Origin of the sequence: Dyella choica (genome assembly GCF_003977665.1) — a bacterium.
In the GTDB taxonomy this organism is placed as follows: domain Bacteria; phylum Pseudomonadota; class Gammaproteobacteria; order Xanthomonadales; family Rhodanobacteraceae; genus Dyella_B; species Dyella_B choica.
In genome coordinates, this window is the sequence record NZ_RYYV01000018.1 from 36,369 (window position 1) to 56,751 (window position 20,383).

A 20,383-nucleotide genomic window follows, 5' to 3' on the forward strand; every position below is an offset into this window, starting at 1 on the left:
CTCGGTGTGAAAGTTTTTTGGCAAGCGTGGCTTCCCTACCTCAACCCTCTCCCCTGAGGGAGAGGGTGCTATGCATCTCAGCCGCGAACTTGTCCGGCCGCTGCCACGTACGCGGAGTGGAAGCGTGGATCCTCCGCCAGATCCACCACCTGGCCATCGATGATGTGCACATTGCGCTGCGCGCGCGCGGCCAGTTCCGGATCATGCGTGACCATCACGATGGTGGCGCCGTCGCGATGAATTTCTTCCAGCAGCTCCATCACGCCACGGGCCATCTGCGTATCCAGGTTGCCGGTGGGTTCGTCGGCGAGCAGCAGGCGCGGGCTGCCGGCGAGCGCACGTGCAATGGCAACGCGCTGCTGCTGACCGCCGGACAGTTCAGCCGGATAGTGCTTGGCGCGCGAAGCCAGGCCCACGCGATCGAGCGCACCCATGATGCGTTCTTTGCGTTCCAGAGCCTTCATGCCGCGGTAGCGCAGCGGCACTTCCACGTTGTCGAACACGTTGAGGTCGGGAATCAGGTTGAAGGCCTGGAAGATGAAGCCGATCTTTTCGTTGCGGATCTTCGAGCGTGCGTTGTCGTCGAGGTTGCTGACATCGAGGTTGTCCAGGTGGTACGTACCGCCGGTAAAAGTTTCCAGCAGCCCCGCAATCGTCAGGAAGGTGGTCTTGCCCGAACCGGACGGACCGGTCACGGCCACGAACTCGCCTTCCTTGACGTCGATGTTGAAATCGCGAAGGGCGTAGGTTTCCACCACTTCGGTGCGGTAAACCTTGGAGAGATGCGTCATTTTCAGCATGGTGTCATTCCTTCTTGGTTTGGCCATCAACGGCTTATCACGACGCGCTGCGCGCCTTTGAAATTGTCGGTACCGGAGATCACGATGTTGTCGCCTTCTTTGAGCCCATCGAGGATCTCCACTTTGTCGATGCTGCTTTCGCCTACGCGAATCGGCGTCTTGGTCGCGATCCCGTCGCGCACCAGGTAGGCGTAGCTGCCGCCGGATTCGTCAACGAAGGAGCCGCGCTGCACGGTCAGGATGTTCTCGCGATGGTCGAGCAGGATGCGCACGGACAGACGCTGGTTCTGGCGCAACTGCTTGGGCGTGCCGCCATCGAAGCGCACGCGTGCGGCCACCTCGCCGTTCACTACTTCGGGCGAAATCGCGCTGACGAGGCCTTTCCAGTTGTTGCCGTTGCCGCTGATATCGCCGCCCATGCCGACGGCGAGGTCACGTGCGAAGCTTTCCGGCACCTTCACTTCCACTTCCAACGCGGAAAGATCGATCACGCTGAGCAGTTGTGCATCCTTCGCGACCGTCGCCCGCTCGGCGATGAACAACTGGCCGACCTGGCCGTCCACCGGCGAGCGCACGTTGAGGTTATCCACCTGCCGCTGCAGGTCCTGCACCAGCAGTACCTGACGGTCGTGCGCGAGCTTCTTGGCCTTGATGGTGAAGGTACCGGTGTCGTTGCCAAGATTGAGATCGGCCTGGGCATGCGCGAAGGCGATCTTCGCTTTGTTCAGCGTGTCCTTGGCCTTGTCCACGTCCATCTGCGGCACGCCACCAAGCTGGTAGGCTTTTTCATAGCGATCGAAATCGCGCGCAGCGGTTTCCTCATCGATCTTGGCGTTGTCGTAGGCCTTCTGCATCTGGGACTGATTGGTGCGCGCGGTGATTTGCGCGGTCAGATAGTCCACTTGCATGGCGTCGGCGTTGGATTGCTCCTGGGCGAGTTTGTTGACCAGCTCGGGGCTATCGATCAGCGCCAGCACCTGCCCTTTCTTCACCGTGTCGCCGGCATGCACTTTCAGCGTGACGGCACCACCGTAAGTGGCGTACAGGGTGGGACTCACCGCTGCAACCACCTGGCCTTCCGCCGCGATGTCGCGCACGAACGGGCCGCGTTGCACGCTGGCGAACGCCAGCCTGGATGCACTGACTGAGGAGTCGGCGGAAAAAAGACGCGTGACGCCAGGCAGGAAAAACGCCAAGGCGATCACGGCGGCCACGGCCCCGCCGATCCACAAGAGCTTTTTCTTGGGATTGGGCTTGACCTGGATCAGGCGGTCCTGGGCGGAAGTGTCACGGATCATGGTGTGGTCCCTGGCCGCGGACAGTGCGGCCCCACACCGTATTTAGCAATCCGCGTGCCAGCCAACGGACGGTCAAATACATCAATTATTTCAATGATTTGCATTCAACCCTGAGATCAAAGCGGCTGTCCGCGGACACTCGCCGGACAGTTGCTCACCTGGCGGACACGACCGCGGTGGAAGAAGACCTCTTTCCCGAGTGAGCCGTTCACTGGATGCTCGAACCGGCCGCCAACAACAACGCCGTTAAAAAGGCGGCGAGCTGCGCTTCCCCTATTCCCCCAATCGATCCCGTTGCTGATGTTCATTGACGTGCGATGGCTCCCATGCAAGCTTGAGCAGCACTTATACGGACGTGGGTAAAAAGGGGACTGCGATGCTGAAGCGCGCGCTGGTGGGACTGGTGATATTTGGCGGCCTGCTGTTTTGGCGTTATGGCGCCAATGCCACCATGCCTACCCTGGAGAAGGAAGCCGCTCTTGCGCCACCGGCAGGTGCAAGCTCCGTGACATTCAAGCGCGGCACCTGGGCCTGCACAGCGGAGGAATTCAAGCGACAGCTACTCGACGGCAAGTACTACGCCCATCCGGTGGTCATCAAATTCGTAGGCAACGGCCCACCTGAATTTTGTCGCGAGATAAACATCAGCCACGACTACGCTTTACTGACGCCTGCTTCGACCGATACCCAAAGCACGAGCCCATGCCCCGACCACAGTTGCACTGCATTTAATGCCCGCGTATCAGTGGCCGGGCACGAGGATGACTGGGTGCTCTACGCTCCAAATAGCTTCATTTCCTCGACGCGTTAGCAGCGAACGGGCAGGAGCAGTGACGCCCTTGCCGCCCTGGCCGGCTTAATCCTGGAAACTCAATGCGGCCGATTCGGCGTGGGCAATGCGCGCAGCCAGGCGATGACTCAACGACGACAACATGACCGAGTTGTCCTGCTCCAGCAGCAACATACCGGCCAATTCGCGCAGGCGGAAATTCACCACGCTGGCTTGATCTGGCCGTAGCAGATGTTTGCCCACCGGCGTGGGCCTGTGCGTAGCACAGTCTGACGTAAGCGCCTCCCAGGCGAGGTAGTCGGTATCGGGCAACAAGTACCATCGCGCCCGCGTGCGGCCGAGCAAGTCGACACATTCACACCATTCGCGTGGACCGTCGTCGGTCACCACGCTGACGGCAACCAGCCAGTGTACATCCAGCAGGGGTATGCAGGCGCGCTGCGTCACCACCAGGCCTTGCGGCAGAACGGTCGGTACAGCGGTGTCCGATGCAGCGTGGAGATAGAGCACGCTGCCGAGCCCGGGAAGCATGTCGATCAAGGCATGGGGCGCGATGCGCCGTGCGTGCTGCGACACGACGGCACGCGGCGCGCGACGACAGAGCGAAGAGGAACGAGCGGCAAGCCAGCCGAACATGGCGATCTCCTGCATGAAGACCCGGCTGGCGCAAGCGTGCTGGCGGAAGGGTGGAAAACCTTGGCGGCGCGAAGCTCTATTTGGTGAGGATCAACTTGCCGTTACGTGTTAGGCGCAGGTGGTACTCGTTGCCCATGTGCTGGATCACCAGCTCGCGCTCGCCGGCCAGCAGTCGCTGGCTGGAAATGCGGCGCACTGGCAGGGCCGTCGGGACGCCGGCCGGCTCCGCACTGGACCGCATCGGCGGCTGCGGCAAACGGGAGAGTGTGAGTAGCGTACCGGTCGTGGACATGGCGGAACTCCATCGTCAAGGAACGATTGAATGATAATGATTCTCATTTATCAGTCAAGCGCCGCCTGATCGAATGAAATCAGAGCGACCCAAGCCTACCCATGCGATCACGCCAACGCCTGTTCGATCCGTTCCTTCAGCGCCAGATCGAAACGCGGCAACAGATCCAGCACGCCGAGGTTCTGCTCCAACTGTTCCTTCCGGCTCGCGCCCAGCAGCACGGTCGACACGTTTGGATTGGCCAGGCACCACGCAATCGCCAGCTGCGCCGGTGTAACATCTGCTTCTGCGGCAATCGCCGGCAGACGCTTCACCTTTTGCACGCGCTCGCCGCCCTCGCCCAACACTATGTCTCGCAGCCATTCGTAACCTGGTTGCGTCAGGCGCGAACCTTCCGGAACGCCCTGGTTGTACTTGCCGCTCAACAGGCCCGACGCCAGCGGCGACCAGATCGTGGTACCCATGCCGTAACTGGCATACAGCGGCGCGTATTCCTGTTCCACGCGCTCGCGATGCAGCAAGTTGTACTGGGGCTGCTCCACCACCGGCGCATACATGTGCATGGCCTGTGCAATGCGGTGGGCTTCGTGGATGGCCGCGGCCGGCCATTCGCTGGTACCCCAGTACAGCACCTTGCCTTGGCGGATCAGCGTGTCCATGGCGGCCACCGTTTCCTCGATCGGCGTTTCCGGATCGGGACGATGGCAGAAGTAGAGGTCCAGATGTCCTACTCGCAAGCGTTCCAGCGCCTGGTTGCAGGCCTCAATGACGTGCTTGCGCGACAAGCCTCGCTGCGTCGGCCGCGGCTTGTCTGCCACGCCGAAATACACCTTGCTCGATACGCAGTAGCTATCGCGCGGAAAGCGCAGATCCGCCAGCACGTCGCCCATCAGGCGCTCGGCGTCGCCATGGTTGTAGGTCTCGGCATTGTCGAAGAAATTGACGCCCCGATCCCACGCCAGGGCCAGCAATTCGCGTGCATCCGATCGGCCTACCTGGCGGCCGAAGGTGACCCATGCGCCGAAGGACAGCGCGGACAGCTGCAAGCCGGTGCGGCCAAGACGGCGGTATTGCATGGTGAGCTCCTTATTCGATGGGAACTTTTTTGCTCAAAGCGCCGATCGTTTTGGCCGTCGTTCCCGAAAAAGCGAAAGGGCGGCACAGGATGGTTTAGCGAACGTTGAAATCAACAATGCTGCTATCCACTGTACGCTGAGCAGTGTGCGTGCGTACTGTTACAGCCACTGCATAGTTGTCCAGATAGGCCAGCGTAACGTTGTCGGTTTCGATGCCGTTGCTATCGATGACACGGCAGTTCAGCTCCAATGCCAGGCCTTCGATCGACGGATGAAGTTGCGAAGCGCTGTAGCTCTTGCCGCTGTCGCACAGGAACTGACCTGGATCCTGGGAGGTTGGCGCCCCCGTGCTGCCGTAGAGATAGACGAAGGCAAGATGGCCGTGGGTACCGGTATCGAGACGCAACACCTTGCGAGCTTCCTGCACCGGCGGAATGCTCTTGGCCTGCGGGGAAATGCCCTGGGTGAGGAACGAAAAATAGCCGCGGTAGGTAAGGTCCAGCCGTGTCCCGATCGTGCCGCCGTTGTTGTCCTGCACCGCTTCCACGCGCCGCACCAGGCCGTGACCGGCGTTTTCCAGCGTGATCGCCGTGGTGTAGGTGGAGGGTTTGGCCTGATCCGCTGAGCTTACGGAATCGCGCGTGCGCAAGGTGATTTTTGCGAACGGCACGGGCGCGAGATTGGCGTCTGTGATCGCTGCCCGCACCTCGGGGTTGAGCGATTCGAAGCTGAAGTGCTGCGTAAGATAGCTCGAGCCTTCGGAGCTCCCAGCCTGCGGCACACTCTGTGCGTACGCCATGCAGAACGGCATGAAGGCCCAGACCAGCACCGCCGTCAGCCCTCTTGTCCATGTCCTAGCCATGGGTCGTCACCTCGATTCACCTAAGTAGAGGCGCCTAAGATAGCAAGGTCGCTTGCCACGCTGCATGCTAGAGCGCGACTCAGGCTCATCTTGCGGAGGCCGAGCCTGGCGGTAACGGATCCGTGCGCGCCCGACACCGGCGCGCACGCAACCGGTGCCTTATTCTGCCCTGAATTCGGAGATGCTGGACTCAAAGTGACCGGCCGAGTCCTGCCGGTTCAGAACCACCGCGAAGCCGTACTTCTCCAGATAGGCGTAGACGACGGTTTCAGAGACGACCCCATTGTAGTTTCCCACTTGGCAGGTGAGCTCACGCACCTGGCCGGTGATGCTTGCATTCAATGCAGCCGCGTCATAGCGCCTGCCAGCGTTGCAGTTGATCTCCTGCGTGCCGCCTATCTGGGGACGCTCGCTATAACCGCCGTGGTAGACATAACTGAGATGATCGGAGGCGAAATCCGCATCGTAATGGTCGATCTGCTTGGCCTCTGCCAGGCCTGGCCAGCGCGTTGCGGACGACTGGAACGTCTGGTAACGCAGCGGGTAAACCCCGCGATAGTTTAACGAGAATGTGGTCGAGACATCAAAGCCGTTGGTCTGCAGCGTGCTCATGCCACGCACCAGTCCGTTTCCAGCATTCTCGTACGTGGCCACCGACACGTAGATGGTGGGCGCATCGGCACCATTCTTCTGCATCGTGACCCTCTCGGTGAGACGCACACGATCAAAGCCAAGCTGTGCCGCACCGGCCTGCGTGACCGAATCCTGCACAGACTTGGGCAGAAAGCCCACGGTGAAATGCTGTGCCAGGTAAGACTCTTTATCCCGGAATACCGTGCTCACCGACGGCCCGTTTGCTGCTACTGGCACCGACGGGCGCGGCGGCGGCGCGCAAGCAGCCAAAGTCATGAACGCCAGGGCACCCAGCCATGGTCTTGCTCCGTTCAAACCGAACATTCTCATTCCCCCTTGCCAATACTTACCTGACGCCGAGCCGTGACACAAAGGCAACGGCTCATTCCACTTTGAAGTCAACGATTTCCAAGTTGTCTTCCTTGCTCGCATTCTGCATGTGCACAACTAGCGCGAATCGGTACTGTTCAAGGTAGACGTACCTGCGCTTTTCGACGACCACGCCATTGGCATTGGAGACCTGGCAATCCATATCGCGCACACTACCTGCGATGGCTGTGTTGACGGTGGTGCCCGCATAAGTCCTGCCCAGCTGGCAAGCGAGCTGGGAAGGCTGGGGGACGCTGCTCCGACCCAAGTAGCCGGATTGAAGTGAATAGATCATGTTCTCTGCACTGAGCCCAGACTGGAACCGGTCGAATTGCTCGATTCCCCACATCGCAGGCATGGCACTCGCCGTGGGCGCAACCCGCTGCGACAGCAAGCCGACATAGTTGTGATAGGCCAGCCAAAAATCGCTACTAGCATTGAAGCCGTTCGAATCAGTCGTGGACCAGGCCCGGATAAGGCCCTTACCAAGGTCTTCGTAGACCGTGTGCGATGCAAAGTTCTGCGGCGCAGCAACCCCGGTCTTGAACGTCCTGATCCTCGTATCCACGGTGATGCGTTGAAACGCAGGGGCCGAGACATCAGTCGCCAGCGTATTGCGCACGGATCTGGGCAGCGCGTCGATGGTGAACGCCTGATGCAGATAAGCGGCCCGGTCCTGCAAGACCTTACTGACGGGTGGCTGTAGCTGCGAAGCGGGCTTGATGGGCCTGGAAATGCACCCGCTCAATAGGAGCCCGCCAATGCCCGCCGTCAGTAGGCTGACCGGCATGTGCGACGTGCGGCGAACGATCCGTGGATGAACGACAACTATGGCCGGGCAAGCATTCCTTTCCTGAAACCCCATACTGTCCTATCCCCTGTTTCCCTTAAAAATCAGTGCCGTTTACCATGGCGCGAGCCCGACCTTCCGTCTTGCTCCTTGGCCGATGATGCCCCAATTCAACGGACGGCAACAAGCTAAATGACCAGCATTATTTTTCGATCAAGCTTGCAGCGCCAGCGCTAGGACGCCCAATCCCGCCGCGAAAATACCGGCCACCACATCGTCCACCATCACGCCGAGTCCGCCTTTAAGATGCCGATCCAGATAGCGGATGGGCCACGGTTTCCACACGTCAAAGAGACGGAACAGCACAAAGCCCAGGACCACCGACCACCATGGCGCAACCAAGGCCGGCAACAGTGCGATCCATTGGCCGATGAACTCATCCCATACCAGGCTGCGGTGATCGTCCACTTCCAATGCACGACCTGCGACATCGCAAGCCCACACCCCGATGGCAAAACCAACGGCGATGACCAGTAAATTGATTGGCAACGAGCATTCACGCAACAGCAGCCATGGCACAAGCGCAGCGAGCGAACCGAACGTCCCTTGCGCTACGGGCGCAAGGCCGGAACCAAAACCACAGGCGAGCCAGCCGGCCGGCGTCGAAAGCAGCGCGCGGCGTTGCGCTGGCGTGAGGACTTTGCGTTCGTTCATGCGCTGAAATGATCCCAACCTTGCCGGTCCCGAGCCAGCGGATACCCGTCGCGATCGCGTACCGTGACGCCCTCACCTTCCACGATTCGGCCGATGCGCGTTGCGCCGCAGCCCAACCTGGCCAGATCTGCTTGCACGGCCGCCACGTGCTGCGGCGGAACGGTGAAGCACAGCTCGTAATCGTCACCGCCACTTAGCGCAAATTCGCACGAGGTAGCGTCGTCGAACAGATCGAGCAAGGCCGGCGAACGCGGCAGCAAGGCCGCTTCGATCTGCGCACCGACACGGCTGGAGGTGCAGACGTGGCCGAGATCGGCGAGCAGGCCATCGGAAACGTCAATGCAGGCGCTTGCACGCTCACGCAGGGCAAGCCCCGCATCAACCCGCGGCACGGGGCGATTCAGGCGTTCGGCCAGATAGGCCATGTGCGCGTCTTCATGGCCCTCCTTTTTTGAATGGTCCGGCCTGGATGGCCGGTATGTTGATTCTCCGCGAGATGGATCTCGCGCGAAATGCATGCGCAATCCACCCGCGGCATCGCCCAGCGTGCCAGTCACCAGTACCGCATCGCCGACTTGCGCACCCGCCCGGGTGAGCGCACGTCCAGGCGGTACGAATCCATGCACGGCCACACTGATCGTCAGCGTGCCACGCGTGGTGTCGCCACCTACCAATGCGAGCCGATAAGCCTGTGCGAGCTGCGCGAAACCGGAGGCAAAGCCATCGACAAAAGCCACATCCGCGCTCGGCAAGCTCAACGCCAGCAGCGCCCAGGCCGGCGTGGCACCCATGGCGGCAAGGTCGGAGAGGTTGACCGCGAGCGCCTTCCAGCCGATGTCGGCCGCGGAAGTGCCGGACGGGAAATGCACACCCTCGACCATGGTGTCGATGGCTACCGCCAGTTCCTGGCCCGCGGGCACTGCCAGCAAAGCCGCGTCATCGCCAATACCCAGGCGCACATCATCACGCCCTTGTTCGGTGAGCTTGCGGATGCGGTCGATGAGGGAGAATTCCATGGTCTTCCCTGCTGATTGACGCGGTAGGCTGGGGTTTGCCCTCAGCCTATGAAACCGTTGGTCAAGCCTTTTTCTCGGCGCCCCGGACCTGCGCCGCCAGCTTGTCCAGCACACCATTCACATAGCTGTGCCCATGATCCGCCCCGAAGCGTTTGGTCACTTCGATCGCCTCATTGATGATCACGCGATAAGGTACGTCCAGCCGATGTTTCAACTCATAGGCCGCCAGTCGCAGCGCCGCCCGTTCAATCGGGTCGATCTGCTCCACCTCGCGATCAATGTACGGCTTCAGCGCTTCATCCAGTTCAGCGACGTGCTGTTCCACGCCACGCAGCAGATCCTCGAAGTACTCCAGGTCGGCCACTTCCATGTCCTGCTCATGCCGGAACTGATCGATCACCGACTTCATCGAGCTGCCGCTCATCTGCCATGCATACAGCGCCTGCAGAGCACGGCGGCGGGCGCGCGAACGCGCGGCGAGATCGATGCCTTCGGGACGTGGATGCATTACAGCTTTCCGTACAGATTGACCATTTCAAGAGCGACCATGGCGGCATCGGCGCCCTTGTTGCCAGCCTTGGTGCCGGCGCGCTCGATGGCCTGTTCGATGTTATCGGTGGTGAGCACACCCAAAGCGACCGGCACGCCGGAACTCAGCGCTGCCTGGGCCAGCGCCTTGGCGCATTCGCCGGCGACGTAATCGAAGTGCGGCGTGCCGCCGCGGATCACCGCGCCAAGTCCGATCACGGCCGCGTACTTGCCCGAGTGTGCCAGCTTGTGCGCAGTCGGCCCCAGTTCCCATGCACCGGGCACGCGGACCAGGTCGAGGGCTTCCTCGCTTACGCCATGGCGCACCAGGGTGTCGCGTGCGGCGGCCACCAGCGATTCGACGACGAAGCCGTTGAAACGGGCGGCGACGATGGCAAAACGGCCCTTGGGCGTGGCGAAATCGCCTTCGATGATGTTCATGCGGCTTGGATTCCTTTGGTGGGCGGCCTGCCCCGAGCGAGCGGACTATTTTACGGGTTTGCGGGCGGAACTGCTCACCAGGATGCTCCGATCCGGCATGTAGGCCGGGTGCCAGCCCCGGCATTGCCATAGCCACGGTTCGTTATGTTGGGGCTGGCATCCCAACCTACGCCATGGAAGGCTCGTGTGCCTGGCGCAGATGGGGATAGCCGTGAAAATCCAGGCTGGCCCTCCGCCCCACCACGCGCAGCCGTGCCGGCACGCCAAACGGCAGGGTGAATTTGTCCGCCGCATGGCCGAACGGCATGCCCGAAAGGACGGGAATACCCGCGACCTGGCGGATCTGCCTGAAGCCATCGGCAAGGTCATAGCCGTTGTCATACGGGGCCGGGCGGCAATGGGTAAAGTCCGCCAGGATCAGCGCCCTCTGCTGCTTCAGCACGCCCGAAAGATGCAGCTGATAAAGCAACCGCTCGATACGGAACGGCGGCTCGCCGATGTCTTCCACGAACAAGATGCCGCCCTCGATGCGCGGGAAGTACGGCGTCTGCAGCAAGCTGCACAACATGGCGAGATTGCCGCCCCACAGCGGCCCTTCCACAGCCAGCTCCGCAACTTCCCCGCAATCCCAGCTCGCATTGCCCTGCGGCGAGCTGAGCGTGCGCCAGAAATGCCGCCAGGTCAGCGGGCTCAGCCGCTGCGCGCCGAAATCCGGCCCCAGCATCGGCCCGCCGAAGGTGACGAGACCGCTTTTCGCATACAGCGCCATCTGCAACGCGGTGAAATCGCTGTGGCCGACCAGCACCAACGGCTGGCCGGCCAGACGCTCGCGCAAAGCGTCGTACCGCAGGTGCTCCAACAAGCGTGTCGCGCCGTAACCGCCACGGATCGACAGTGCGATATCCGGCAAGGTATCCAGCGTCGCCAGCCCGTTGATGTCGGCCATGCGCTGCGCATCGCTACCGGCATAACGCAGCTCGGTGCGATCGATCACATCCACCCCGTCCATCGTGCAGCCAGCGTCGCGCAAGCGCTGCACGCCGCGCGTCATGGCTTCACGGTCGTGTGGGTAGCCGGAAGGAGCAATCAGGCGGATATGGCAGGACGGGTGGGATGGCATGCAAGGCTCGTTTCAACATTCCGTAGGCAGGGAAAGCAATCTATACCATGCAGCCCAAGTGACTGTGGAATATCCATGACTTGGTTGCGACTGGATCGTGGCCTCGCAACAGCGAGCCTCATTAGCGCGTAGGTTGGGGCTTGCACCCCAACCGGTATCAAGGCGCCATCGTCGCTGCAGCGACCGTCGCAGCACCGTTCAACTCGAAGTCCCGCGACGAATGTCCGACCCGGATCGGGTAACTTCCTGCGGCAACCTTCCACTGGTGCCCCGGCACATCGAACGTCGCCAGCAAGCGTGGATCGATCGTGACGGTCACGGTGCGGCTCTGTCCCGGCTGCAGCGCAAGCTTCTGGAAACCCGCGAGCCGGCGAGGTGCTTCACCGCTGTCGCCAGGCAGGCTCACGTAGACCTGCGGCGTGTCCATGCCTTCGCGCTGGCCGGCATTACTCACTTTGAAGCTCACCGTAACACGATCGCCTTGCGCGCTTACTTGCAGGTTGCTGTAATCGAAACGGCTATACGAAAGCCCGAAACCGAACGGAAACAGCGGTTGCAGGTTGTTCTTGTCGAACCACTTATAGCCGACGGCGGCGCCGTCGATGTTGTAGTCGACTTGTTGCTCCTGGGTGATCTGCCGGCGCGGCAACTGCTGTTCGTCCTGCGGGAAGGTGACCGGCAGGCGGCCAGACGGATTCACCTTGCCGGTGAGCACACCGGCTATCGCTTCGCCGCCACGCGCGCCTGGATACCAGGCTTCCACCACGGCGCCGACCTTCGACAGCCACGGCATTTTCACCGGCCCGCCGTTTTCCAGCACCACCACGCTATGCGAATTGGCGGCAGCGACGGTTTCGATCAGGCCATCCTGCTTGTCCGGCAGCGCGAGATCCGCTTGATCGACACCTTCGCAAGTCCACTGAGTGGCGAACACAATGGCCACATCGGACGACTTCGCCAAGGCGGCAGCCCTGACCGGATCGCTGCCGTCGTCATAGGCGATTTTTGCATTCGGCAGCAGTTGCTTGAGTGCCTTCACGGGTGAGGAAGGATCGAAGACCTTCCACTGCCAATCCGGGCCCTTTACCGCCGGAATGGCCGGACCGCCGATGGGCCATACCTGGGCGGAACCACCCCCCGACAACACGCCGGCGTCAGCGTGCGCGCCAATGACCGCGACCGTCTTGATTTCCTCGTGCAACGGCAGCTGATCGTGATCGTTCTTCAGCAGCACGATCGCTTCTTCCGCAGCATGCAGCGCCACCGTCGCGTCGGCTTCGACGTCCAGCGGCTTGGTCGCCGGCGGATGCTCGAACAGCCCCGCTGCATACATGGAGCGCAGAATACGATGCGTCATGTCTTCGAGCCTGCTGCGCGGAATATCCCCCTTCTGGATCGCCAGCAGCAGTGGTGCGCCGAAGCTGCTCGACGTCTGCCCCAGGCTGAAGCCGGTGCCTGCGTCGATCCCGGAGACCTGGTCGGTGCCGGCCATCGCGTCCATCACGCCATGGTCGGCACCCCAGTCGGTCATCACCCAGCCGGGATATTTCCAGTCACCCTTGAGGATTTCTTGCAGCAGATGCTTGCTGGAGCAGTCCCATTCGCCGTTGACCTTGTTGTAGCCGCACATCACCGAACCCGGATGCCCGTCTTCGATGGCCAGCTCGAACGCGAGCAGATCCGATTCGCGCATCACGCGCTCGTCGATATTGGAGCTGACCGTAAGACGATTGGTTTCCTGGTCGTTCAGGGCATAGTGCTTGAGGGTGGAGATCACGTGCTGCGACTGGATTCCGCGAATTTCCCCGCCATCGATACGCGCCGCGAGCAGCGGATCTTCGCCGAGGTATTCAAAGGTGCGTCCATCCCGTGGCTCGCGCGTAAGGTTGATGCCGCCGGCCAGCAACACATTGATACCTTGGTGGCGCGCCTCGCCCGCAATCATGCGGCCGCCTTCATACGCGACCTGCGGATTGAAGGTGGCTGCAATGCCGAGCGTTGAAGGCAACGGCGTGGCATTGCCCGCTTCGCCGCGCACGTGGGCCGGCTGCTTTCCCGCCCCCTGGTCGACCGGATAGTTGTGCACGCCGATGCCGGCATCGTTCTCCTGCAAGGCAGGAATGCCGAGCTTCGGCAGTGCCGGCACGTAACCCGCCGCACCGATACCGCCCGGCTGCTGTTTCAGGGACATCATGTCGTTGTAGCTCTGCACCATATGGTGCATGTCTTCCAGCGACATGCGCTTGAGCAACTGGTTGGCGCGCTGGTCCGGGGAAGCTGCGGCCTGATCTGCCCATGCCGGTGTCAGGCAAGCCAGCGAAAGCGCAGTGAACAAGGCGGTGCGGACAAAAGCGGCGGTGCGCGGCAGGTTGGCGAGCTTCATCCCGATCCCTTCGTTTGGTTTCAACCAGGCGAAGGATGCCACGAAGCGGGGTCCGTGGCAGTGCTGAATAGGGCCAGCCGCGCTTATGATCATTGCAGCCCTTCCGCCTTCATGGGAAGGGCTGCCGGCCACTCATTCTACGTACTCGACCACTTCCAGACCGAATCCCGCCAACCCCACCAGTTTGCGCGGCGTGCCAAGCACAAGTAGGCGATGCACGCCCAGATCCGTCAGGATCTGTGCACCCAGGCCATGTTGGCGCCACTCCTGATGCTCGTCGCTGGGTGCTTGCAGCGCGGGTTGCCGGTTGAGGCGGCGCAGCAATGCCTCGGGTGTGTCCTCACCGGACAGCACCAGCAGTACGCCGCGGTTTTCATCGGCAATGCGGCGCAAAGCGGCGGTGACGGTAAGGCCAAGGTCTTCGCGTTGCAGATGCAGCACGTCGGACAAAGTATTGCGTACGTGCACTCGGCTCAGCACCGGATGGCCATCATCCACGCTGCCGCGCACCAGGGCGAAGTGCAAGCCATGGCGAATCGCGTCGCGATAGGCCACCAGACGGAACGGACCGAATTCCGTCTGCACCTCTTCTTCATGCACGCGCTGCACGGTTTTTTCCGTTTCCAGGCGATAGCGGATCAGGTCGGCGATGGAGCCGATCTTCAGGTCGTGCTTTTTGGCAAACACTTCGAGCTCGGGACGGCGCGCCATCGAGCCGTCTTCGTGCAACACCTCGATCAGCACCGATGCCGGCTCCAGGCCAGCGAGTGCGGCCAGATCACAGCCGGCTTCCGTGTGGCCCGCACGCGTCAGTACGCCGCCCGGCTTCGCGGTGAGCGGAAAAACATGACCTGGCTGCGAGAGATCCTGTGGTTTCGCATCCGATTTCACGGCCACCTGAATGGTGCGCGCGCGATCGTGCGCGGAGATGCCGGTGGTGACGCCTTCGGCCGCCTCGATCGATACGGTGAAGTTGGTGTGGTACGGCGAAGTGTTGTCGCTCACCATCGGGCGCAGGCCAAGCTGGCGCGTGCGCTGTTCAGTGAGCGTCAGGCACAACAAGCCGCGTGCTTCGCGCACCATGAAGTTGATGTCTTCGGGCCGCACCATTTGCGCGGCCATGACCAGATCGCCCTCGTTTTCGCGGTCTTCGTCATCGACGATCACCACCATGCGGCCGGCGCGGATGTCTTCGAGGATTTCCGGAATGGTATGGAATGCCATGTGCTGTTCCTTTGGGACTCACGCAAAACCGTGCTGTTTGAGAAATGCCTCGTCGATCCGCGACGCCTCGCCGCCGATCAGGCGCTCGACGTAACGAGCCACCACGTCGACCTCGATATTCACCGCATCGCCCGTGCGCCTTGCATGGAACGCCGTGTGCTCCACCGTGTGGGGAATGAGGTTGACCCCGAACCGATCACCATTCACCTCATTGACGGTAAGGCTGGTGCCGTCAATGCAAATGGAGCCCTTCGATGCGACGTAGCGCGAGAGCTGCGCCGGCACTTCGAAGGTCCAGCGCTGCGAACGCCCATCGGCCGTGATCGCAACCACCTTGCCCACGCCGTCGACATGGCCGGAGACCAGGTGGCCGCCCAGACGATCGGCGAGCCGCAGGGCTTTTTCCAGATTCACCGGATCGCCACTCTGATGCCCGCCCAGGGTCGTGAGCGACAGCGTCTCGTTGGAAACATCGGCGGAAAAGCCACCCGAATGAAGCGTGACCACGGTCAGGCACACGCCAGACACCGCAATGCTATCGCCCAGTTGCACGTCGGAAAGATCAAGCTCGGCCGTGTCGACGTGCAACCGTACGTCGCCGCCGCGCGGCTCCAGCCGCGTGACGCGGCCAACGCTTTGGATAATGCCGGTAAACATCAGTGCACCTCCATCAGGAAGGTGCTTGGAACCGGATCGCAATGCATGGACATGAACGTTCTCCACGAAATACTTAAGGTGGGAACGCCCCAAGGCATAAGGCACACGCACCGCTTGCGCGGCGCATGCTGCCGTCTTCTTTCATCCGGACTATGACCGTCGGCCCCGGCATTCGACCGGATCTGCTGACCTTCCGGCGGAGCCGGAAGCGCTCGCGGGCTCGGGCCCTTCAAGACCCCTACCGCCGGTGGGGAATTACACCCCGCCCTGAAGACGTTTGTTGTAAGTGCCGGAAACCGGCTGGCATAGTTTAACACCGAATGCGGGCGCGGCCGTTCGCGTGGGTGGAAGGTGCGTAGGCTGGGATGACAATCCCAGCATCGGGATGTCGCGTGCAAAGCTGGGACTATCAACCCAGCCTACGCGCTGCGTCGCTCACTGTCCCGTAAGCGCCTGCACCAGGAAATCGATCAGGCTGCGCACGACCTGGGCTCGATCCGCCCCGGGCAGCCACACTAGGTGAATCGGCGAACTGCTCGGCGGCCAATCGGTGAGCACCTCGACCAGGCGCCCTTCCGCCACCAACCCGTCCGCCATGTAGTCGCCCTGGATCCCCATGCCGACCCCAGCCAGGATGGCGTCGCGCACAGCTTGTGAGTCGTTGCAAGTCAGTACTGGCTCGATACGCACCGAACGCCGCTGCCGTTGGCGCATGAACTGCCACAAAGTGCCGGTGCGCAAATTGCTGAAAGCGATGCAACGGTGCTGTTTGAGATCGGACGGATCGTTCAACGGCGGCGCTGAAGCCAGATAATCGGGCGCCGCACACAGGTAACGACGCATCGTTCCTACCCGCCTGGCTACCAGGCTCGCATCGGCCAATTTGCCCACGCGCAAGGCCAGGTCCACCTTTGTCTCGACCAGATCGACATAGGTGTCGTCGTAGCTCGCTTCGATGCGCACCTGGGGATGGCTGCGCATGTATTGGGCGAGCAAGGGGGCAATACATGTGCGCCCATACGAAGCCGGGAGATGCACACATAACCGCCCCGCCAATTCGCCCGAGCGAGGACGCAGATTGACGGCCAGTTCGGCCATCACCGTTTCCAGCCGCTCGCAATAAGCGAGCAGTTGTTCGCCGCGCGCAGTCAGCGTCATGCGCCGCGTGGTGCGCAGGAACAACGCGCTGCCGGTGGCCTGTTCCAGTGCGGCAATGCGCCGGCTGAGCACGGAGGGCGTGCAGCCGGCAACGCGTGCCGCCCGGGAAAAATTCAACAGGCGCGCAGCAGCCGCAAAACCACGAAGCTCCCGCAGGCGGGTTGGCGTCAGCTCGGATGATTTGTTCATTTGTTGAATAAAAGATATGTGTTTGCACGAGATTATCATTCCTTACTGAAAGTCGGAGCATGGCGCCGTTCCCCTAACCAAGAGCACCACCATGCGCAGCATCCAGCTCACCGCTTTCGGAGCCGAGCACCTGAAGCTCGTCGACCTGCCCCCACCCCGCCCCAAGCCCAACGAGGTACTGGTGCGAATGGAAGCCGCCTCGCTCAATTACCGCGACCAGCTGCTGGTGAGCGGCAATCTCTATCGTGCTGTGAGCTTGCCCATGGTTCCGATATCAGACGGTGCGGGCACGGTGCTGGAGGTCGGCGAAGCCGTCACGCGCTTCAAGCCGGGCGATCGAGTCACCACGTTCTACAAGTCGCGCTGGCTTGCCGGTGCCATGCGCCCGGAATGGGAAGCGGCTGAAATCGGCGGACCGGCCGAAGGCGTGATGCGCGAAATGGCCTGTTTCGACGCATACTCGCTCGCCCATGCGCCTTCGCATATGGACAGCCTGCAGGCAGCAACGCTGCCGATCGCCGCGCTCACGGCGTGGCAGGCCTTGGAGCAGGCGCACATCACCACTGGCCAGACCGTGCTGTTGCTGGGCACCGGCGGCGTATCCTTATTCGCCTTGCAGTTCGCCAAGCTGCGCGGCGCAAAGGTGATCCTGCTTTCCTCCAGCCATGAAAAACTGGCCCGCGGCAAGGCGCTAGGCGCGGATATCGGCATCAACTACCGCGAAACGCCACAATGGGGCGCGGCGGTGCGCGAAGCCACCGGCGGCTTTGGCGCGGACGCCGTGATCGAAACCGCAGGCGCGTCGACCTTTGCACAGTCGCTCGATGCAGTGCGCATGCATGGCTTTGTTGCTGTGGTGGGTTTCATGGGCGGAATCGATGCGCAGATCCCTCTCACGCAGATAATCCTCAAGCGTGTGCATGTGCAAGGCATTTCGGTCGCTTCGCTGGAGCAACACGAACGCATGGTCGCAGCCCTCGAAGCTACCCGGCTGCAACCGGTGCTCGACCAGGTCTACGGCTTTGAGGAACTTCCCGCCGCGTTCGAGCACATGCTTGCAGGCAGGCACTTCGGAAAAATCGGCATCGACTTCGCCCGATGACGGCAAGGCAGTGATCGCATGGGTTGGGTTGCGCAGGTCTAGGGACGGTCTGAAAAAGTTCGTCACGGACTTTTTCAGACGCGCTTTAGTCCGGGTAACCCAACCTACCCAGCGGGCCGCAGACGCAAACGCAGGTCTTGGCCAACGGCGCGGGTGTCCAGCAAGCTGAGCTTCCAGCGTGCTGCCATATCGGCCAGAGAGGGCAAAGCCAACAAAGGCCTTGCGGTGTCGCCCAGTAGCAATGGCGCGACGTAGATCAGCAGCTCATCGGCCAGGCCGGCGGCAAACAATGCGCCGCAGAGTGTCGGCCCAGCCTCGACGTGCAGTTCGCTGCAGCCTCGCTCTGCGAGCAGCCCCAGTACGGAAGGCAAATCAAGGGCTTCGTTTTGTTCGGTAACGGCCACGCATTCCACCCTGGCGAAGCGCCCGTCGTTCACTTTTGCCGACGCTGCGTGAAGCACGAGCGTGGGTGCTTGGCCGTCCAAGACGTGGCTGCCGGCAGGAGTACGCAAATGACGATCAAGGACAACCCGCAAGGGTGAGTGGATGCCGCCGGATTGCGGCAGTCGCGCCGTGAGCTGGGGATTGTCGGCAAGCACTGTGCCTATCCCGGTGAGTATCGCCGAGCTGCGCGCCCGCCAACGTTGCACATCCGCACGGGCTGCTTCGCCGGTGATCCACTTCGATTCACCATTGGCAAGTGCGGTGCGGCCATCCAGGCTCATCGCCAGCTTCACGCGTACCCAGGGACGATGGCGTTCGATCCGGCTGAAGAATCCGATGTTGAGCTCGCGCGCCGCCTCCCGCATCAGACCGCTTTCCACTTCAATGCCTGCGGCACGCAGCTTGGCGATGCCCTGCCCGGCCACCTGCGGAAACGGGTCCTCCGCGGCGATGACCACCCGCCGGATGCCGGCGGCAACCAGCGCATCGGCGCAAGGGGGGGTACGGCCATGATGGGCGCAGGGTTCCAGCGTGACGAAAGCGGTGGCCGCTCGCGCCTGCTCCCCCGCTTCCCGCAATGCGTGCACCTCGGCATGCGGTTCGCCGGCATGTTCATGCCAGCCCTGCCCTACCACTCGTTCGCCATGGGCTATGACGCACCCCACACGTGGATTGGGCTGGGTGGTGTAAAGGCCTTGTTCGGCCAGGCGCAGCGCCTGCGCCATGTGCACAGCATCGAGGCCGGAAAAGGTCATGGAAGCTTCTGAATATGAATATGCAGGATGGTCAGTGTGCGCGATCGGCTGGCATTTGTCGCGGCGACGAAATCGGGAGTAGCCTTCTGTTCTTATCTTGCGCAAAGGGTACGGCCATGATCTACGACAATATCCTGGACACCATCGGCAATACGCCCATCGTTCGTCTGCATCGCGTGGCACCTTCGCACGTAACACTTTATGCCAAGGTGGAGGCCTTCAACCCTGGCGGATCGGTCAAGGACCGCCTGGCCATCGCGGTCATTCTGGACGCGGAAAAGAAAGGCCTGCTCAAGCCGGGCGATACGGTAGTCGAAGCCACCTCGGGCAACACGGGCGTTGCACTGGCGATGGTGTGCGCGGCACGTGGTTACCGCTTCGTGGCGACCATGACCGAGACTTTCTCGGTGGAACGCCGCAAATTGATGCGCGCATACGGCGCCAGGGTGATCCTGACGCCCGCTGCCGAGCGCGGTAGCGGCATGGTGCGACGCGCTGAAGAACTAGCCAAGCAGCACGGTTGGTTTCTGCCACGGCAGTTCCAGAATCCGGCCAATCCGGCTTATCACCGCAATACCACCGCGACGGAAATCTTGCGCGATTTCGCCGGCAAGCGGCTCGACGCCTTCGTGACCGGCTGGGGCACGGGCGGCACCCTCACCGGCGTAGGCGAGATGCTCAAGCTGGCACGCCCGGAAGTGAAAATCGTGGTCTCCGAACCGGCCGGCGCGTCCCTGCTGCAGGACAAGCCATGGCAGCCGCACAAAATCCAGGGCTGGACACCGGATTTCGTGCCCGAAGTGCTGAACCGCAAGATCTTCGACCTGGACTTGCCGGTGGATGAAGTAGTGGCCCGTGATACGTCCCGGCGACTGGCGAAGGAAGAAGGTATTTTTGTCGGAATTTCTGCCGGGGCGACATTGGCCGCCGCACTCCAGTATGCGGAAAAGGCCGAGCACGGCAGCGTGATCCTGGCGATGTTGCCGGATACGGGTGAGCGGTATCTGTCGACCTTCCTCTTCGAAGGCGTTGAGGAAGGATCGGATGAGGCATGGCTGGAGAGCCTGGCTATCCAGCAAAACGTAGCTTGATCCGATGGCCGTCAT

General features: G+C 61.9%; 21 protein-coding genes and 1 riboswitch. Of the genes, 3 read left to right on the forward strand and 18 right to left on the reverse strand.

Annotation, left to right across the window (positions count from 1 at the left end; translation table 11 throughout):
* Nucleotides 1–77: 77 nt before the first annotated feature.
* Both EKH80_RS18770 and EKH80_RS18775 read right to left on the reverse strand, forming a co-directional pair.
* On the reverse strand, nucleotides 78–800 hold the full coding sequence (locus EKH80_RS18770; protein ID WP_126686327.1) for an ABC transporter ATP-binding protein: 723 nt from the start codon (nucleotides 798–800) through the stop codon (nucleotides 78–80).
* 26 nt (nucleotides 801–826) lie between these two features.
* Entirely contained in the window at nucleotides 827–2,098 is a 1,272-nt protein-coding gene (locus EKH80_RS18775) for an efflux RND transporter periplasmic adaptor subunit (RefSeq protein ID WP_126686328.1), read from the reverse strand.
* 376 nt (nucleotides 2,099–2,474) lie between these two features.
* Between EKH80_RS18775 and EKH80_RS18780 the strand changes: the two genes are divergently transcribed.
* The gene (locus EKH80_RS18780; RefSeq protein WP_126686329.1) at nucleotides 2,475–2,909 is read left to right on the forward strand and encodes a hypothetical protein; all 435 of its coding nucleotides are present in this window, start codon (nucleotides 2,475–2,477) and stop codon (nucleotides 2,907–2,909) included.
* A 45-nt stretch (nucleotides 2,910–2,954) separates the two neighbouring features.
* Here the strand turns inward: EKH80_RS18780 and EKH80_RS18785 are convergent, their stop codons facing one another.
* From EKH80_RS18785 to EKH80_RS18855, 15 genes are all read right to left on the reverse strand, one after another.
* The gene (locus EKH80_RS18785) at nucleotides 2,955–3,524 is read right to left on the reverse strand and encodes a hypothetical protein (protein WP_126686330.1); all 570 of its coding nucleotides are present in this window, start codon (nucleotides 3,522–3,524) and stop codon (nucleotides 2,955–2,957) included.
* Between the two features lie 76 nt (nucleotides 3,525–3,600).
* Nucleotides 3,601–3,816: a hemin uptake protein HemP gene (gene hemP / locus EKH80_RS18790; RefSeq protein ID WP_425481165.1), complete on the reverse strand. Its 216-nt coding sequence runs from the start codon at nucleotides 3,814–3,816 to the stop codon at nucleotides 3,601–3,603.
* Between the two features lie 107 nt (nucleotides 3,817–3,923).
* Nucleotides 3,924–4,892 (reverse strand): potassium channel beta subunit family protein, encoded by a 969-nt coding sequence (locus EKH80_RS18795; RefSeq protein WP_126686331.1) that lies wholly within the window; start codon nucleotides 4,890–4,892, stop codon nucleotides 3,924–3,926.
* Between the two features lie 94 nt (nucleotides 4,893–4,986).
* Complete coding sequence (locus EKH80_RS18800; protein ID WP_126686332.1) at nucleotides 4,987–5,754, reverse strand: hypothetical protein; 768 nt, start codon at nucleotides 5,752–5,754, stop codon at nucleotides 4,987–4,989.
* Nucleotides 5,755–5,913: 159 nt separating this feature from the next.
* Nucleotides 5,914–6,711 (reverse strand): putative periplasmic lipoprotein, encoded by a 798-nt coding sequence (locus tag EKH80_RS18805; RefSeq protein WP_126686333.1) that lies wholly within the window; start codon nucleotides 6,709–6,711, stop codon nucleotides 5,914–5,916.
* Between the two features lie 58 nt (nucleotides 6,712–6,769).
* Nucleotides 6,770–7,621, reverse strand: coding sequence for a hypothetical protein (locus tag EKH80_RS18810; RefSeq protein ID WP_126686334.1), 852 nt, complete (start codon nucleotides 7,619–7,621; stop codon nucleotides 6,770–6,772).
* 138 nt (nucleotides 7,622–7,759) lie between these two features.
* Nucleotides 7,760–8,260, reverse strand: coding sequence for a phosphatidylglycerophosphatase A family protein (locus EKH80_RS18815; protein ID WP_126686335.1), 501 nt, complete (start codon nucleotides 8,258–8,260; stop codon nucleotides 7,760–7,762).
* Nucleotides 8,257–9,276 (reverse strand): thiamine-phosphate kinase, encoded by a 1,020-nt coding sequence (gene thiL / locus EKH80_RS18820; protein ID WP_126686336.1) that lies wholly within the window; start codon nucleotides 9,274–9,276, stop codon nucleotides 8,257–8,259. The genes EKH80_RS18815 and thiL overlap by 4 nt, the downstream gene beginning before the upstream one ends.
* Before the next feature lie 61 nt (nucleotides 9,277–9,337).
* Entirely contained in the window at nucleotides 9,338–9,784 is a 447-nt protein-coding gene (nusB, locus tag EKH80_RS18825; RefSeq protein WP_126686337.1) for a transcription antitermination factor NusB, read from the reverse strand.
* Nucleotides 9,784–10,245 carry a 6,7-dimethyl-8-ribityllumazine synthase gene (gene ribH, locus EKH80_RS18830; protein WP_126686338.1) on the reverse strand — a complete coding sequence of 154 codons (462 nt, stop codon included), beginning with the start codon at nucleotides 10,243–10,245 and terminating at the stop codon, nucleotides 9,784–9,786. The genes nusB and ribH overlap by 1 nt, the downstream gene beginning before the upstream one ends.
* 166 nt (nucleotides 10,246–10,411) lie before the next feature.
* Nucleotides 10,412–11,365 (reverse strand): muramoyltetrapeptide carboxypeptidase, encoded by a 954-nt coding sequence (gene ldcA, locus EKH80_RS18835; RefSeq protein ID WP_126686339.1) that lies wholly within the window; start codon nucleotides 11,363–11,365, stop codon nucleotides 10,412–10,414.
* A 157-nt stretch (nucleotides 11,366–11,522) separates the two neighbouring features.
* Nucleotides 11,523–13,748, reverse strand: a complete 2,226-nt coding sequence (locus tag EKH80_RS18840; RefSeq protein WP_126686340.1) for a beta-glucosidase family protein — start codon at nucleotides 13,746–13,748, stop codon at nucleotides 11,523–11,525.
* Between the two features lie 132 nt (nucleotides 13,749–13,880).
* Nucleotides 13,881–14,972, reverse strand: a complete 1,092-nt coding sequence (gene ribBA / locus EKH80_RS18845) for a bifunctional 3,4-dihydroxy-2-butanone-4-phosphate synthase/GTP cyclohydrolase II (RefSeq protein ID WP_126686341.1) — start codon at nucleotides 14,970–14,972, stop codon at nucleotides 13,881–13,883.
* Between the two features lie 18 nt (nucleotides 14,973–14,990).
* Nucleotides 14,991–15,629: a riboflavin synthase gene (locus tag EKH80_RS18850; protein WP_126686342.1), complete on the reverse strand. Its 639-nt coding sequence runs from the start codon at nucleotides 15,627–15,629 to the stop codon at nucleotides 14,991–14,993.
* A 129-nt stretch (nucleotides 15,630–15,758) separates the two neighbouring features.
* Nucleotides 15,759–15,908, reverse strand: a riboswitch (FMN riboswitch).
* Nucleotides 15,909–16,064: 156 nt separating this feature from the next.
* Nucleotides 16,065–16,976: a LysR family transcriptional regulator gene (locus tag EKH80_RS18855; protein WP_126686343.1), complete on the reverse strand. Its 912-nt coding sequence runs from the start codon at nucleotides 16,974–16,976 to the stop codon at nucleotides 16,065–16,067.
* Nucleotides 16,977–17,067: 91 nt separating this feature from the next.
* Here EKH80_RS18855 and EKH80_RS18860 point away from each other — a divergent pair, with 91 nt between their 5' ends.
* Nucleotides 17,068–18,078: a zinc-dependent alcohol dehydrogenase family protein gene (locus EKH80_RS18860; RefSeq protein ID WP_126686344.1), complete on the forward strand. Its 1,011-nt coding sequence runs from the start codon at nucleotides 17,068–17,070 to the stop codon at nucleotides 18,076–18,078.
* 104 nt (nucleotides 18,079–18,182) lie between these two features.
* Here EKH80_RS18860 and ribD read toward each other — a convergent pair whose 3' ends face one another.
* A complete protein-coding gene (gene ribD, locus EKH80_RS18865; RefSeq protein WP_230473814.1) occupies nucleotides 18,183–19,277 on the reverse strand; it encodes a bifunctional diaminohydroxyphosphoribosylaminopyrimidine deaminase/5-amino-6-(5-phosphoribosylamino)uracil reductase RibD in 1,095 nt (364 codons plus the stop codon).
* Between the two features lie 116 nt (nucleotides 19,278–19,393).
* Between ribD and cysK the strand changes: the two genes are divergently transcribed.
* Nucleotides 19,394–20,368 carry a cysteine synthase A gene (gene cysK / locus EKH80_RS18870; RefSeq protein WP_126686345.1) on the forward strand — a complete coding sequence of 325 codons (975 nt, stop codon included), beginning with the start codon at nucleotides 19,394–19,396 and terminating at the stop codon, nucleotides 20,366–20,368.
* Nucleotides 20,369–20,383: the final 15 nt, after the last annotated feature.

Excerpts from the sequence above, each read along its gene's own strand:
- EKH80_RS18770 (WP_126686327.1), bottom strand. The coding sequence starts at position 800 with ATGCTGAAAATGACGCATCTCTCCAAGGTTTACCGCACCGAAGTGGTG.
- EKH80_RS18775 (WP_126686328.1), bottom strand. The coding sequence starts at position 2,098 with ATGATCCGTGACACTTCCGCCCAGGACCGCCTGATCCAGGTCAAGCCC.
- EKH80_RS18780 (WP_126686329.1), top strand. The coding sequence starts at position 2,475 with ATGCTGAAGCGCGCGCTGGTGGGACTGGTGATATTTGGCGGCCTGCTG.
- EKH80_RS18785 (WP_126686330.1), bottom strand. The coding sequence starts at position 3,524 with ATGTTCGGCTGGCTTGCCGCTCGTTCCTCTTCGCTCTGTCGTCGCGCG.
- hemP (WP_425481165.1), bottom strand. The coding sequence starts at position 3,816 with ATGTCCACGACCGGTACGCTACTCACACTCTCCCGTTTGCCGCAGCCG.
- EKH80_RS18795 (WP_126686331.1), bottom strand. The coding sequence starts at position 4,892 with ATGCAATACCGCCGTCTTGGCCGCACCGGCTTGCAGCTGTCCGCGCTG.
- EKH80_RS18800 (WP_126686332.1), bottom strand. The coding sequence starts at position 5,754 with ATGGCTAGGACATGGACAAGAGGGCTGACGGCGGTGCTGGTCTGGGCC.
- EKH80_RS18805 (WP_126686333.1), bottom strand. The coding sequence starts at position 6,711 with ATGTTCGGTTTGAACGGAGCAAGACCATGGCTGGGTGCCCTGGCGTTC.
- EKH80_RS18810 (WP_126686334.1), bottom strand. The coding sequence starts at position 7,621 with ATGGGGTTTCAGGAAAGGAATGCTTGCCCGGCCATAGTTGTCGTTCAT.
- EKH80_RS18815 (WP_126686335.1), bottom strand. The coding sequence starts at position 8,260 with ATGAACGAACGCAAAGTCCTCACGCCAGCGCAACGCCGCGCGCTGCTT.
- thiL (WP_126686336.1), bottom strand. The coding sequence starts at position 9,276 with ATGGAATTCTCCCTCATCGACCGCATCCGCAAGCTCACCGAACAAGGG.
- nusB (WP_126686337.1), bottom strand. The coding sequence starts at position 9,784 with ATGCATCCACGTCCCGAAGGCATCGATCTCGCCGCGCGTTCGCGCGCC.
- ribH (WP_126686338.1), bottom strand. The coding sequence starts at position 10,245 with ATGAACATCATCGAAGGCGATTTCGCCACGCCCAAGGGCCGTTTTGCC.
- ldcA (WP_126686339.1), bottom strand. The coding sequence starts at position 11,365 with ATGCCATCCCACCCGTCCTGCCATATCCGCCTGATTGCTCCTTCCGGC.
- EKH80_RS18840 (WP_126686340.1), bottom strand. The coding sequence starts at position 13,748 with ATGAAGCTCGCCAACCTGCCGCGCACCGCCGCTTTTGTCCGCACCGCC.
- ribBA (WP_126686341.1), bottom strand. The coding sequence starts at position 14,972 with ATGGCATTCCATACCATTCCGGAAATCCTCGAAGACATCCGCGCCGGC.
- EKH80_RS18850 (WP_126686342.1), bottom strand. The coding sequence starts at position 15,629 with ATGTTTACCGGCATTATCCAAAGCGTTGGCCGCGTCACGCGGCTGGAG.
- EKH80_RS18855 (WP_126686343.1), bottom strand. The coding sequence starts at position 16,976 with ATGAACAAATCATCCGAGCTGACGCCAACCCGCCTGCGGGAGCTTCGT.
- EKH80_RS18860 (WP_126686344.1), top strand. The coding sequence starts at position 17,068 with ATGCGCAGCATCCAGCTCACCGCTTTCGGAGCCGAGCACCTGAAGCTC.
- ribD (WP_230473814.1), bottom strand. The coding sequence starts at position 19,277 with ATGACCTTTTCCGGCCTCGATGCTGTGCACATGGCGCAGGCGCTGCGC.
- cysK (WP_126686345.1), top strand. The coding sequence starts at position 19,394 with ATGATCTACGACAATATCCTGGACACCATCGGCAATACGCCCATCGTT.